General features: G+C 40.4%; 14 protein-coding genes. 11 read left to right on the top strand and 3 right to left on the bottom strand.

The window, feature by feature from the left end; all coding sequences use genetic code 11:
• Window positions 1-17: 17 nt before the first annotated feature.
• The 3 genes from murI to NIS_RS07770 all read right to left on the bottom strand — a co-directional run bounded on the left by murI (window position 18) and on the right by NIS_RS07770 (window position 2,645).
• Window positions 18-779, bottom strand: a complete 762-nt coding sequence (gene murI, locus NIS_RS07780; RefSeq protein WP_012082826.1) for a glutamate racemase — start codon at window positions 777-779, stop codon at window positions 18-20.
• A 5-nt stretch (window positions 780-784) separates the two neighbouring features.
• The gene (gene rho, locus NIS_RS07775; protein ID WP_012082825.1) at window positions 785-2,149 is read right to left on the bottom strand and encodes a transcription termination factor Rho; all 1,365 of its coding nucleotides are present in this window, start codon (window positions 2,147-2,149) and stop codon (window positions 785-787) included.
• Window positions 2,150-2,255: 106 nt separating this feature from the next.
• Window positions 2,256-2,645 (bottom strand): hypothetical protein, encoded by a 390-nt coding sequence (locus NIS_RS07770; protein ID WP_012082824.1) that lies wholly within the window; start codon window positions 2,643-2,645, stop codon window positions 2,256-2,258.
• A gap of 21 nt (window positions 2,646-2,666) precedes the next feature.
• Between NIS_RS07770 and NIS_RS07765 the strand changes: the two genes are divergently transcribed.
• From NIS_RS07765 to NIS_RS07715, 11 genes are all read left to right on the top strand, one after another.
• Window positions 2,667-3,149 (top strand): asparaginase domain-containing protein, encoded by a 483-nt coding sequence (locus NIS_RS07765; protein WP_012082823.1) that lies wholly within the window; start codon window positions 2,667-2,669, stop codon window positions 3,147-3,149.
• Window positions 3,137-5,542, top strand: a complete 2,406-nt coding sequence (locus NIS_RS07760; RefSeq protein WP_012082822.1) for a heavy metal translocating P-type ATPase — start codon at window positions 3,137-3,139, stop codon at window positions 5,540-5,542. The genes NIS_RS07765 and NIS_RS07760 overlap by 13 nt, the downstream gene beginning before the upstream one ends.
• A 2-nt stretch (window positions 5,543-5,544) precedes the next feature.
• The gene (gene ccoS / locus NIS_RS07755; protein ID WP_012082821.1) at window positions 5,545-5,778 is read left to right on the top strand and encodes a cbb3-type cytochrome oxidase assembly protein CcoS; all 234 of its coding nucleotides are present in this window, start codon (window positions 5,545-5,547) and stop codon (window positions 5,776-5,778) included.
• Between the two features lie 130 nt (window positions 5,779-5,908).
• Window positions 5,909-6,409 (top strand): D-glycero-beta-D-manno-heptose 1,7-bisphosphate 7-phosphatase, encoded by a 501-nt coding sequence (gene gmhB, locus NIS_RS07750; RefSeq protein ID WP_012082820.1) that lies wholly within the window; start codon window positions 5,909-5,911, stop codon window positions 6,407-6,409.
• 9 nt (window positions 6,410-6,418) lie between these two features.
• Window positions 6,419-7,414: an ADP-glyceromanno-heptose 6-epimerase gene (gene rfaD, locus NIS_RS07745; RefSeq protein ID WP_012082819.1), complete on the top strand. Its 996-nt coding sequence runs from the start codon at window positions 6,419-6,421 to the stop codon at window positions 7,412-7,414.
• Entirely contained in the window at window positions 7,411-8,799 is a 1,389-nt protein-coding gene (gene rfaE1, locus NIS_RS07740) for a D-glycero-beta-D-manno-heptose-7-phosphate kinase (protein ID WP_012082818.1), read from the top strand. Before rfaD ends, rfaE1 begins: the two co-directional genes overlap by 4 nt.
• A complete protein-coding gene (gene gmhA / locus NIS_RS07735; RefSeq protein ID WP_012082817.1) occupies window positions 8,793-9,356 on the top strand; it encodes a D-sedoheptulose 7-phosphate isomerase in 564 nt (187 codons plus the stop codon). Before rfaE1 ends, gmhA begins: the two co-directional genes overlap by 7 nt.
• Window positions 9,356-10,276 (top strand): glycosyltransferase family 9 protein, encoded by a 921-nt coding sequence (locus tag NIS_RS07730; protein WP_012082816.1) that lies wholly within the window; start codon window positions 9,356-9,358, stop codon window positions 10,274-10,276. The genes gmhA and NIS_RS07730 overlap by 1 nt, the downstream gene beginning before the upstream one ends.
• Window positions 10,269-11,078, top strand: coding sequence for a lysophospholipid acyltransferase family protein (locus NIS_RS07725; RefSeq protein ID WP_012082815.1), 810 nt, complete (start codon window positions 10,269-10,271; stop codon window positions 11,076-11,078). Before NIS_RS07730 ends, NIS_RS07725 begins: the two co-directional genes overlap by 8 nt.
• Window positions 11,075-11,944, top strand: a complete 870-nt coding sequence (locus NIS_RS07720) for an ELM1/GtrOC1 family putative glycosyltransferase (RefSeq protein ID WP_012082814.1) — start codon at window positions 11,075-11,077, stop codon at window positions 11,942-11,944. The genes NIS_RS07725 and NIS_RS07720 overlap by 4 nt, the downstream gene beginning before the upstream one ends.
• Window positions 11,941-13,017 carry a glycosyltransferase family 4 protein gene (locus NIS_RS07715; RefSeq protein WP_012082813.1) on the top strand — a complete coding sequence of 359 codons (1,077 nt, stop codon included), beginning with the start codon at window positions 11,941-11,943 and terminating at the stop codon, window positions 13,015-13,017. The genes NIS_RS07720 and NIS_RS07715 overlap by 4 nt, the downstream gene beginning before the upstream one ends.
• Window positions 13,018-13,084 lie beyond the last annotated feature (67 nt).

Genomic DNA, 13,084 nt, shown 5'->3' with positions numbered 1-13,084 from the left:
ATCCTTTTTTTGATCAATTATAGCTCATTTGTCTTAAATGCATCTCTAAGCCAGTGGGCTGCGATTTTTTTGAGTTTTTCCGGGTTTTCTGAAGCGAAGAGTTTGAGACTGGGTGTTTTTTTTCTGGCTTTAATCCCAAGCTCTTTTTGAAGATGCTCTACAATGGCTTCACCAGAGTGGATAAGTACTGCTTCATTGTTAAAATAGTCTGCAATGGCATCTTGTATCAGAGGAAAATGAGTACAGCCCAAAATTATAGCATCGGGATGAAGGCTATCAAAATAGTGCTGTAAAGTAGCTTCCAAGACAGGGCCTTCAAAAATCTCCTCTTCTACAATTGGAACAAAAAGTGGTGTTGCTTTTGCCAATATATTGTTATATCCATGCTCACGTAACAGTTTTTGATATTTTCCACTACCGATCGTCGCTTGTGTTCCTATGACCAAAATCTGGCTTTTGGGATCTAGACCTCTGTTTTGCAGTGCCAACACACCTGGTTCGATAACGCCGATTACGGGGAAACTCGCATTGCTTCGAAGCTCTTCGATGGCATGGGCACTGACGGAGTTACAGGCGGTGATAAGGATATCTACATCAAAATTTTTAAAAAACTCCTGGGCTTCAAGGGAGTATCGAATGATGGTATTTTTATCTTTTGGCCCGTAAGGGACCCTTGCGGTATCGCCAAAATAGATGATTTCATCAAAAAGACCGTGTTCAAGGAGACTTTTGACGACTGTGAGGCCTCCTACACCACTATCGAAAACGCCGGCTCGCAAAAGTGTCAGGCCCCTTCATTCATGATAGAGAGAAACTCTTCGTTGTTTTTGGTCTTTAACATTTTCGAATACAAAAATTTCAGCGCTTCTACTTCATCCATGGACTGCATTGCATTGCGAAGAGCCCAAATTTTTGGCAAGGTATTTGGATCGACAAGAAGCTCCTCTTTTCTGGTACCAGATTTGAGCACGTCGATCGCTGGATAGATTCGTCGATCTGCGATACGGCGATCGAGAACGATCTCGCAGTTTCCTGTTCCTTTGAACTCTTCGAAAATCACCTCATCCATTCGTGAACCGGTGTCAATAAGAGCAGTTGAGATGATAGTAAGGCTTCCACCCTCTTCGATGTTTCTTGCAGCTCCAAAAAATCGTTTTGGTTTATGCAAAGCGTTGGCGTCGACCCCACCGCTGAGGACTTTACCACTCGATGGTGTGACGGTATTGTACGCCCTGGCAAGACGAGTGATGGAATCAAGTAAAATCACTACGTCTTTGCCCATCTCCACACGACGTTTCGCTTTTTCGATGACAAGTTCGGCTACGCGGACATGGTTTTTTGCTGGCATGTCGAAGGTAGAACTATAGACTTCCCCTTTGACACTTCGCTCCATGTCGGTCACTTCTTCCGGTCTCTCATCAACCAAAAGGACAATAAGTTCCACTTCAGGATGATTTTTGGCTATGCCATGTGCCAGCTCTTTCATGAGCTCCGTTTTCCCGCTTCTAGGTGGTGCGACGATGAGAGCCCGCTGCCCTTTTCCTATGGGAGTAAAAAGATCAAGTACTCTGCCTGTAAGTCTTGTCGGGTCGTATTCTAGTTTGAGTCGCTCTGTTGGATAGAGCGGTGTGAGGTTATCAAAAAGTGGTCTTCGTTTGGACTCTTCCGGTGGTAGATAGTTGATCGCTTCGATTTTTAAAAGAGCGTAGTAGCGCTCCTGATCTTTAGGTGGTCGTACTTGTCCTGTAACGATGTCTCCCGTTCTTAAAGCAAATCTTCGTATTTGTGTTGCACTGACATATGCATCGTTGGCACTGTTGGAGAAGTTTTCGTTGATGGCTCGTAAAAATCCATACCCTTCAGGAGTGATCTCCAAAATACCGGTAAAGAGGATATATCCGCCTTTGCTCACCTGATTTTTCAAAATCTCAAACATCAGATCTTGGCGTTTGAGCTCTTGCGGGTTTTCGATGCCAAGCTCACCGGCAATCGCTAAAAGATCGTCGATCGTTTTTGTTCGTAGTTCTTCTATCGTGTATCCTTCCACGGGTATGTGGGTTCGTTTGTGGTTGTTCTTTTGCTCTGTATTTTGCGTAGAAGTGGAGTTTTCTTCGCTCAATTCATTTTGGTTACTGTTTTTTTCGTTCATGCTTTCCTTCTTTGTTGAACTTGCCAATGGGTGAGTTTAGAAGTTTAATGAAGTTGTATATTTGGCAATTTCGCTTGGCTAATTTTATAACAACTACTATATGAAGTCAAGTTATCAAGGCTAGGTATAAAAGTACAGGATATAGTATGACATTGAGATACATCATCCATGGTTGGATAGGCATATCTGAGGGGACCGGTAACACTTCTTCTATTCGATTTTCTTCTATCTTTTTGGCAAGCACCAGTTTGTAGCTGATATCTAAAAACTTCATAAACAGAATCGAGAGAAACCAAAAGTTGGTTAAATCGTATTGCACACCAAGATAGAGACAAAAGATAAATGCTGGATGAGAAAGTATGAGGTAAAACATACTTTTTTTGTATCGTGTATAGATATTGTTAATAATGGCGCCAAGCGTGGATCCTCGTTGCCAGCTCGATTCATACAGTTCAAAAAGGGCTAAAGTAAAAACATATATAATTATTTCGTTCATTTTACTCCTTAAAGGTGTGGTGTGATTATACTCAATACCGGTGGAACATTTAATAAAATCTATGATCCTATCAAAGGGGAACTCGTTGTTCCTCAAAACAATGATGCGATTTATGATTTTTTGAAGAAAAATTTTTTACAGATAGAAACCAGAGGTCTCATATATAAAGACAGTTTGGAATTTAGTGACGCAGATAGGGAACTGTTGCTGCAAACAATCAAAAATTGTGATTCAAAACAGATAGTTGTGGTGCATGGGACCGATACGATGGATAAGAGTGCGGCGTTTGTCGCACCGTATATTCATAACAAATGTGTGGTATTTACAGGAGCGATGGTGCCATACAGTATCGATCCCGCTGAGGCCTCGGCCAACTTGGCATTGGCGATCTCCAAAGTACAATACGCCTATGAAGATGGAGTATTTATCGCGATGCATGGAATAGTGGAACAATACGATAGAGTCTACAAAGATAGAGCAAGGGGAGTCTTTTGTCGAAAATAAAGTGTGATCATTGCCATCTGGAGTTTGATGAAAAGGTGATGATCGAAGATGAAATAGATGGTAAGAAACACTATTTTTGCTGTAAAGGGTGTCAAGGGGTTTATCATCTTTTACGAAGCGAAGGACTTGACAGTTTTTATGACAAGCTTGGTGATACGAAGCTGACACCTGCTCAGCAAAAAAAAGAGGATTTGGAAAAGTTTGATCTAGAGGGTTTTACCAAAAAATATGTGAAAAAACGTCCGGATGGTTTGAATGAAATTTACTTGATTATTGAGGGGATTCACTGTTCAGCCTGTGTCTGGCTCAATGAAAAGGTTCTTCATAAAACCCCTGGAATTATCGAAGCCTCCATCAACTATACCAACAATAAAGCAAAAATCGTCTGGGATCCAGAGGAGATAAAGCTCTCAAAGATTATAGAGACGATTCGATCCATCGGCTATAACGCTTACCCCTATGATCCAAAACTCCAAGAAGAAAGAGCTGTCAAAACGAGGCGCGATTACTATGCGAGAATTTTGCTTGCCGTATTTGCCACGATGAATATCATGTGGATTGCCATTGCGAAATATGTCGGTTTTTTTACCGGAATGCGTGGCGATATCAAGCAGATTTTAGACATTGCAGAATTTGCTTTGGCGACACCTACGCTTTTTTACAGTGGCTGGGTATTTTTCAAAGGTGCTTACTACGGCCTGAAAAACCGCTTTATCAATATGGACTTTTTGGTAGCTACTGGAGCACTGCTAACTTACATCTACTCAATCTATGCAATGGTGACGCGTAGTGGCGAAGTCTATTTTGATTCAGTGACGATGATCATCACTTTTGTGCTTGTTGGGAAATACTTAGAAGTCTTGAGCAAAAAACAGGCTGTCGATACGATCGACTCACTTCTTGGTTCGGTACCAACAGAAGTTGTTGTGGTACAAAACAACGAAAAGAGCCTGGTGCCTGTAGAAAATGTGGAAGTTGGCGATACTATCGAGATTAAAGCTGGCGATAAAGTGGTGATAGATGGTGTCATTATCAGTGGAGAAGGAAGCTTTGATGAAAGCAGTCTTACGGGTGAGAGTGAACCTGCTTATAAAAAAGAGGGAGATGAGGTTTTAAGTGGCTCTATCTTGCTTGACAGTGTGATTCGCTACAAAGCAACAAAAGATTTTTCTACTTCACTGCTTGCAAATATCGCAGATCTGCTGGAAGACTCCATTGCAAAGAAACCGAAACTTGAGCAACTTGCCAATCAGATCAGTGGCTATTTCAGTCTTATCATTTTAACCCTTGCTCTGCTTACTTTTGCCGGATGGTTTTGGTATACAGCAGAGTTTGAAAAATCGCTTATTATTGCCGTAAGTGTAATTGTAATAGCGTGTCCTTGCGCTTTAGGGCTTGCAACACCGATGGCGACCCTTGTTGGTATCTCGGAAGCCCTAAAAAGAGGGGTGCTTTTCAAAGAAGCCTCCTTTTTGGAAACCATGTCCAAAGCCGATACATTGGTTCTGGATAAAACGGGCACCATCACCAAAGGCAAACCAAGCGTCGTTGGAGTGGAGCTTTTTGATCCACAATTTGATCAAAATATCGCCTATACATTGACAGAACACTCCAATCACCCAATCAGCAAGGGAGTGTGGGAGTATTGTAAAGCAAAAGGGTATGAGAGGCTTTTGCCTATCAAAGATATCAAAGAGATAAAAGCGAGAGGTTTAGAAGCTGTTATTGAAGGAAAAAAAATTATTGCCGGTAGTATCCACTTTTTACGAGAGCATGGGATAGAGATAGCGTATGAAGGTGAAAACTCTCTTTTTGCTATAGCAGTGAATGGAAAATTGATGGCACTCTATGAACTGAGTGATGAGATTCGAGAGGGTGCTGCAGAGGCGGTAGCAAAAATAAAGGAGATGGGACTAGAAGTCTGGATGCTGACAGGAGATAACGAAAAGACAGCTCAAAAAGTGGCAAAACTTGTGGGTATTGATCAGGTAAAAGCCAAACTTTTACCACAAGACAAAAGCGCTTTCATCGAAAAACTTCATAGCGAAGGTAGGGTCGTTATCATGGCAGGAGATGGTATCAACGATGCCATCGCACTTGCATGCAGCGATTTAGCCATTGCCATGGGGAGTGGAGCTGATATCGCAATGAGTGTGAGTGATGTAGTGCTTTTGGATGAAAAACCTATGAAAATCTATGAGTCCCTTCGCCTTAGCCGACGTGTTTTTCTGGCAGTAAAAGAGAATCTGACTCTCTCTTTGTTGTATAATGTAGCCACTATTCCTTTGGCGATGTTGGGGTATATCAATCCGCTCTTTGCAGCACTTTTCATGTCGCTCAGTTCATTTACGGTTGTGGGAAATAGTATGCGAATCAAGTTTTTTAAGGTGTGAGAATGGATGCTTGGGTAATAGGTATGATGATATTTATATCAACTTTGCTGGGGGCGTTTGGACTCTTTGCTTTGATTTGGGGACTGAAAACCGGACAGTTTGATGATACGGGAAAATTTTTGGATGGAGCGAGATTTGATGGTGAAGAGGAGCTCAAAGACGCTGTGATGATGGAAGAAAAAAAGAAAAAAGCTCTTGAAAAACGGCGTCAGGATAGACGCGTTATGCCAAACTAAAGGTCACGTTTGTTCTGTTTGTCGAGCAGATACCAAAGTACTCCAAGCAGTATTGGCAAAGCAAACCAAACGGCAATTTGCGGTAATGCGGGGTTGGTTAAAATCTTTTCCATGAGGTCATTATAGCATAATGAAAGCGGTTTTTTTGGATCGAGACGGCGTGATCAACGAAGATAGCGGGTATGTTCACACGATCCAAGATTTCCATTTTTTACCGGGTGTTTTTGAAGCATTGAAGCACTTTCAAAATCTTGGATACCACCTTTTTATCGTAACCAATCAATCTGGAATAGGCCGAGGCTACTATACGCAGGATGATTTTTATTCTTTGAGTGCCTGGATGGTGAATCAACTCAAAAAAAGAGGCATAACAATCGACAAGATCTATCACTGCCCCCACCATCCCGATATGGAGTGTACGTGTAGAAAACCGATGCCTGGAATGCTACTCAAAGCGATCGATGAATTTGAGATCGATCCAAAAAAATCCTGGATGATTGGCGATAAGTTAAGCGACATAGAGGCAGCCAAAGGAGCCGGTATAGAAAATACCATCATAATAGGTTCAGATAGAGGTGCAAAATATCAGGTGACTTCTCTTTTTGATACAATTAATATAATTAAGCAGTGAAGGAAACGGATGCGATATAGTGATATCGATTTTAATTCCAAAACGATATTGATAACGGGCGGAGCCGGATTTATAGGGAGTAATCTGGCTCTGTATTTTCAAAATAACTACCCAAATGTAAAAGTTGTGGTTTTTGATAGATTTAGAGACGAAACGAGATTAGATAACGGTAATCTTTTAAGTTTTGGGCATTTTAAGAATTTGCAGGATTTCACGGGAGAGATCATCACTGGAGATATCAATTCTAAAGAGGATCTGGAAAAACTGAGTGACTTTCGATTCGACTATATTTTCCATCAGGCCGCTATCAGCGATACAACCGTTCAAAACCAAAAGCTTGTCATGCAGACCAACCTGGAAGCTTTCAAAGATCTGCTGCAAAAAGCAAAAATCGATGGTGCGAAGATGATCTATGCCAGCAGCGGGGCAGTCTATGGAAAACTCCCAGGACCCCATAGAGTAGGCCAAGAGGCTCCAGCCAATGTCTATGGCTATAGCAAATTGATGATGGATCATCTAGCAAGAAAGCAAGAGGATGTTGTTGCTGTAGGACTTCGATATTTCAATGTCTATGGTCCGAGGGAGTATTTTAAACAAAAAACGGCCTCAATGGTTTTACAGTTTGGTTTACAGCTTTTAAGTGGTCAAAAACCAAGACTCTTTGAAGGAAGCCAGAAGATAAAAAGAGATTTTATTTTTGTAGAAGATGTGATTCAGGCCAATATCAAAGCATGTGAAGCCCAAAAAAGTGGGGTTTACAATGTGGGAACGGGAATTGCGAGAAGCTTCAAAGAAATAGTAGATATTTTATGCGAAGAGCTCGGGATCGAAACGGAGTATGAGTATATTCCAAACCCGTTTGTGAAGCAGTATCAATTCTTTACCCAGGCCGATATTGAGCCAACACGGCGAGAACTTGGATATGCACCAAAGTTTAGCCTGGAAGAGGGTATAAAAGCCGACATCCCTTATATTAAAAGAATTTTTGAAGAAGAGGTTGAATGAAACCCAGGATTTTGGTACTTGGCGATGTGATGATCGATCACTACCTTTTTGGAAAGTGTGATCGCATCAGTCCTGAGGCCCCTGTACAGGTGGTGGATGTACAAAAAGAAGAACTTGTTCTTGGTGGGGCAGGCAATGTGGTGAACAATCTTTTGGCATTCGGTGCTGAAGTAGGAATTATCAGTGTTGTGGGTGAGGATGCAAATGGGATATGGTTGGAACAAAGATTTCAAGAAAAGGGTGTACAAACATATTTGCTGAAAGAAAATCGTCCTACCACAAAAAAGAGCCGTATCATTGCTTCCAATCAGCAAATTGTCAGAGTAGACAGAGAAGAGAAAAAAGAGATCGAAAGCCTGACGCAACAAAAAATCCTTAATGTTTTTGATCGTGTCATTAAAGAGTATGATTTGGTACTTTTGTCCGATTATGACAAAGGTGTATTGACGAAAGAGGTAACGCAGACAGTCATTCAAAGAAGCAGTGTTCCTGTGTTTGTAGATCCCAAAAACGATTTTGAAAAATATCGGGGTGCTACGCTCATTAAGCCCAATAAAAAAGAGGCGTCCAAAGCTGTTGGATTTTTGATCAAAAATGAAGAGGATTTGAAAAGAGCCGGATGGAAACTAAAAAAAGAGCTTGATTTGCAAAGTCTCATTGTTACGCTTTCAGAAGAGGGTATGGCTATCTTCGAGGAAGAGATGATGCGTATTCCAACTGTGGCCAAAGAGGTGTATGATGTGACAGGAGCAGGAGATACGGTACTAGCAGCCCTTGGATATGCGGTTGCCAAAGGAAAAAACCTCAAAGAGGCAGCGGTATTTGCAAACTTGGCAGCTGGAGTGGTCGTCGGGAAAGTTGGAGCAGCAACAGCGACACTTGAAGAGATAGAAGAGTATGAAAGGTCTATTCGCAAAGCGCCCACAGAAGAGTTCATAAAAGATTTTGAAGAGATTGAGTTGATTAGCAAAGATCTACATAAAAGAGGCAAAAGAATTGTTTTCACTAATGGTTGTTTTGATATATTGCATCTAGGGCACGTAAAATATCTGCAAAAGGCCAAAGAACTTGGAGATGTATTGATCGTCGGGGTCAATTCCGATGCGAGTGTTAAACGACTGAAAGGAGATGATCGTCCAATCAATCCCCAGTTTGACAGAGCCTATCTGTTAGCGAGTCTTGAAGCAGTGGATTATGTGGTAATTTTTGAAGAAGATACGCCATATGAGCTTATCAAAATAGTTAAGCCGGATATTTTGGTAAAAGGCGGCGACTACAAAGGAAAAGAGGTGGTAGGGAGTGATATCGCTAAAGAGGTACGACTGATAGATTTTGTAGAGGGGAAAAGCACGACGGCGATTGTAGAAAGGATGAGAAGTTGTTAGAACATATCGAAAAAGAACTCCTTGAGCATCAAAAAACATTTGAAAAAGTTTGGGAGGAGCTTCGATTTCATATCTATACTGCAAGTATTATATGTATTGAAGCTTTGAAGAACCAAAAAAAGATTATGCTTTGCGGTAATGGCGGAAGCGCAGCGGATGCGCAGCATATTGCGGCTGAACTTGTAGGCAGATTCAAAAAAGAGAGACGTTCTTTGCCTGCAATTGCCCTGAGTGTCGATACTTCTGCTCTTACTGCAATCGGAAATGATTATGGGTTTGAACTAGTCTTTGCTAGACAAGTAGAAGGTTTGGCACAAAAAGGGGATGTGCTTATTGGCATATCGACAAGCGGTGAGAGCGAAAATGTACTAAGAGCCATGGAAGAGGCAAAAAAAAGAGGATGCAAAACGATAGGCCTGCTTGGAAAAGATGGAGGACGGATCAAAGATCTATGTGACGCCGCTATCGTTGTGCCTTCATCTCAGACGCCGAGAATTCAAGAGATGCACATCATGATAGGGCATATTCTGTGCAGTTTGATTGATGAGAGTTTTTGATGAACATTTTGGCTATTCGTTACTCTGGACTTGGCGATATTGTTATGTTGTTGCCAACTTTGAAAGCCATTAAAAAAAGATACCCTGATAGCAAAATAACCCTTTTGTGCGATAAAGCCAATGCAAAGATTAAAGACCTTTCATGCGGAATTATTGATGAAGTGATTGAGATCGATAGAAACGCCTTTCGTCAAAAAAAATTTTTCTCTATCGTGAAAGAACTAAAAAAACTCTTTTCTCTTTGCGGAAAATATGATGTAGTGTATGATTTTCAAAGTTTTGGTGAAACGGCCATTATAGCTTGGATAGTAGGTGCAAAAGAGCGAATTGGTGCTTTGAAAAAGGAGAAATACCGTAAATTTTATACCACTATACGACCATACGATACAACCGTTCATAGAAGCAAACATTTTGCACGTATCGCTGAAGTTGAGATGGAAGGGACTCCTGAAGTCTGTATTCCCAAAAATGTTACATTGTCTTTGTCTTTGCAATCATCCAAAAAGACCATTGGACTCAATATCGGATCTACCCAAGAAAGCAGACGGTGGAGCGAAGAAAATTTTAAAAAACTGGGTGAATATTTCTTGCCACATTACAATGTGATGGTTTTTTTCGGACCTGCAGAAAAACGGTTTTTATCCTCCTTCGATGATCGATTCATCAAAATCTATGATCAAGATCTTGTTCATTTAGCATTCGCTATCAAGCAATGTGATCTTTTTATCAGCAATGATACGGGGCCAGTGCATTTGGCTGCTGCTTTGAATGTGCCAACAGTGACGCTCTTCTCCACCGGAGACGATTGGCAGGTTGGATGTATGAATGAAAAAAAAGAGTTTATTCGTAAGAACCCAATCAACGCTATTACGATAGAAGAGGTTATAGAAAAAAGTGAAAGGCTATTGGATAGTGCGTGAGCAGTTGGAGTATACAGTCGTTTCTTCTTTATTTGCTATTGCTAAAAGAACGCCCAAAAAAATAGTATATGGACTGTTTTCTTTATTAGCTGGAATGTTATATATAATCGATAGTAGAAGGAGAAACTTAACGAAAGATAATCTACGGAAAGCTGGACTCTCTCCCAAATTTGCTTGGCCTATATATCAAAATTTTGCCAAAACGACTGCAGAGATTCTTTTTTTGTTTCATGATAGATTCGATTTTTCATCCATTGAAGGCTCCTTAACTCCAAAAACTGAGAAACCAAAAATTTTTGTAACTGCGCATTTCGGTAACTGGGAAGCTTTGGCCCACTTTTTGGCACAAAGTGGTTATCCAATGGCCGTTGTTGCGAGAGAAGGAAATAATAAACTTATTGAAAGAAGTTTTTCCAAACCTTTTCGACAAAAATATGGCAATAAACTTATATATAAACACGGTGCTGTACGGGCTCTTTTTAAAGAATTGAAATCTGGGAATAATATAGGGTTAATGATCGATCAAAAAGCGGGTTCAGATGGCATTGAAACGACTTTTTTTGGAAGACCTTGTAAAACTGTACCGACTATAGCTCTTTTGGCAAAAAAGTTCGATGTAGAAGTTGTTCCGGTTTTTTTGGTTCGAGAAGGTGACAAACTGAAGTTGATCCAAAAAGAGTTCTCATGTGATGGATGCGGTATAGAAGAGTATACTCAAAGACTCAATGATATTCTTGAAGAGGTTGTAAGAGAGTATCCAGAGCAGTGGTTTTGGATGCATAACAGATGGAAAATGGGATGAGAGCAGTTATTGTCAGTGATGGGAAAAAAGGACATGAGAATCAATCCATCGCTTATTGTAGGCTTTTGGGTATACCTTATGAAATTGTCCAAGTGCGATTCCGATCAAAAATTTATAAAGCTTTTTCCTTTCTTTTGGACTGGCTTGGAATCTATACGAAAATTTTTTTTGACCCGTTTGAGAGTAAAAAAGCCGATATAGTGGTAAGTGCCGGAAGTGGAACATACTATGCGAACAAGCTTCTTGCAAAAAGCATGAACGCCAAAAGCATCGCTTTAATGTATCCAAGGGGATATCGAAAAAACTTTTCTACAATCTATGCTCAGTTGCATGATGACGTTAACGATACAAAAGCAATCCAGATACCTGTCAATTTTTCCTATTCACAAAAAAATGGAGTTGCACCTTGCAAAAAAGGGTGTATCGCTTTGATTGTGGGTGGACCAAACAGACACTACACGATGGATATCCAGAGCATAAAGCCTGTTGTTGAGTTTCTGTTCAAAACGTTTCGAGACAAAGATATTTTTGTAACGACCTCTCCGAGAACGCCAAAAGATGTAGAGGAGTTTTTACAGAGCTATCCATTTTCATACAGTGTGATCTACTCAAAAAACCCTGTCAATCCCATAGGTGACTTTTTGAGCTGTTGTGAGAGAGTCTTTATCACGATCGATTCGACTTCGATGATCTCTGAAGCCGTAAGCAATGGAGATGCTGCGGTAGAGGTGATTCCACTTCCGGGAGAGAAAAGAAACAAGTATGAAAAGATGGTGAAAAATTTAGCGAAAGAGGGCAATTTGCACATTTTTGATGGCAATGTTGGCAATGCAGGAAAAAAGATCGATTTAAGGAAGTATCTGTGAGAGTTGTGCAACTACTGCCAGAGCTTAATGAAGGAGGGGTTGAGCGAGGCGTTGTAGAGTTAAACAGGGAACTTGTAAAACGTGGAATCGAAAGCATTGTGATAAGTAGAGGCGGAAAACTTGTAGAATTAATAGAAAAAGAGGGTGGAAAACATATAGTTTTTGATGTGTGCAGTAAAAATCTTCTTACTGCACCCTACCGCATTGCAAAGCTCAAAAAAGTTTTTGAACAGATTCAGCCAGACATCATTCACGCAAGAAGCCGAGTACCTGCATGGCTGAGTTTTCTTGCAAAAGGAGAGACTCCTTTTGTTACTACAGTTCATGGATTTAACAGTGTAAATGCCTACAGCGCCATTATGACAAAAGGAGACAGAGTCATTTGTGTGAGCAATCCTGTAAAAGAATATATTCTTAAAAATTATAAAGTGGATGAAGAAAAAGTCAGAGTGATTCACAGAGGCGTCGATTTTTCCAAATTTGATCCAAAAAAGATCGATCAAAAATTTATAGAGGAGTTCAAAGCAAAATATACTCTTCATAACCGATTTATCGTCACTTCGGTTGGAAGAATTACCCAGTTAAAAGATTATGAGACATTTATCGAAGCAATCGCGATTCTAAAAAAGAGAAGGCCAGATATCGTAGGGCTTATCGTCGGAGGAGTTCGAGAAGATAAAAGGGACTATTTTAAAAAGTTGCAAGATTTGGTAAAAGTTCTAGAATTACAAAACACTATCTTTTTTACCGGATCCATTTCTAAAATCGCCGAAATCTATGCATTAAGCGATGTAGTTGTCAGCACTTCCAAAAAACCGGAGAGCTTTGGCAGGAGTATCGTTGAAGCGATGGCGTTAAATACCCCTGTCGTTGCAACAAATCACGGAGGTGCTTTGGATATTGTAAAAAATGGATATGGAGAGCTGTTTGAAGTGGGAAATGCAGTGGACTTGGCACAAAAAATAGAAAGTGTAAAACCAAAAGATTTTGCCAATTATGTACAAAAGAACTTTTCTTTGGAAAAGATGGTAGAACAAACGATGGCAGTTTATAAGGAAATTTTGACTAAATGACTAAATGAATTCAACAAAAGAGCAAATTATGGACACTTCACAAGAGCTAAAATTTGCAAACGCCAAG

The sequence above is a fragment of the Nitratiruptor sp. SB155-2 genome (assembly GCF_000010325.1).
Classification (GTDB): domain Bacteria; phylum Campylobacterota; class Campylobacteria; order Campylobacterales; family Nitratiruptoraceae; genus Nitratiruptor.
This window is presented reverse-complemented; position numbering and strand designations above follow the sequence as displayed.

Bases quoted from the DNA above. Each gene is read 5' to 3' on its own strand.
- rho (WP_012082825.1), bottom strand. From the start codon at position 2,149: ATGAACGAAAAAAACAGTAACCAAAATGAATTGAGCGAAGAAAACTCC.
- NIS_RS07770 (WP_012082824.1), bottom strand. From the start codon at position 2,645: ATGAACGAAATAATTATATATGTTTTTACTTTAGCCCTTTTTGAACTG.
- ccoS (WP_012082821.1), top strand. From the start codon at position 5,545: ATGGATGCTTGGGTAATAGGTATGATGATATTTATATCAACTTTGCTG.
- gmhB (WP_012082820.1), top strand. From the start codon at position 5,909: ATGAAAGCGGTTTTTTTGGATCGAGACGGCGTGATCAACGAAGATAGC.
- rfaD (WP_012082819.1), top strand. From the start codon at position 6,419: ATGCGATATAGTGATATCGATTTTAATTCCAAAACGATATTGATAACG.
- rfaE1 (WP_012082818.1), top strand. From the start codon at position 7,411: ATGAAACCCAGGATTTTGGTACTTGGCGATGTGATGATCGATCACTAC.
- NIS_RS07730 (WP_012082816.1), top strand. From the start codon at position 9,356: ATGAACATTTTGGCTATTCGTTACTCTGGACTTGGCGATATTGTTATG.
- NIS_RS07720 (WP_012082814.1), top strand. From the start codon at position 11,075: ATGAGAGCAGTTATTGTCAGTGATGGGAAAAAAGGACATGAGAATCAA.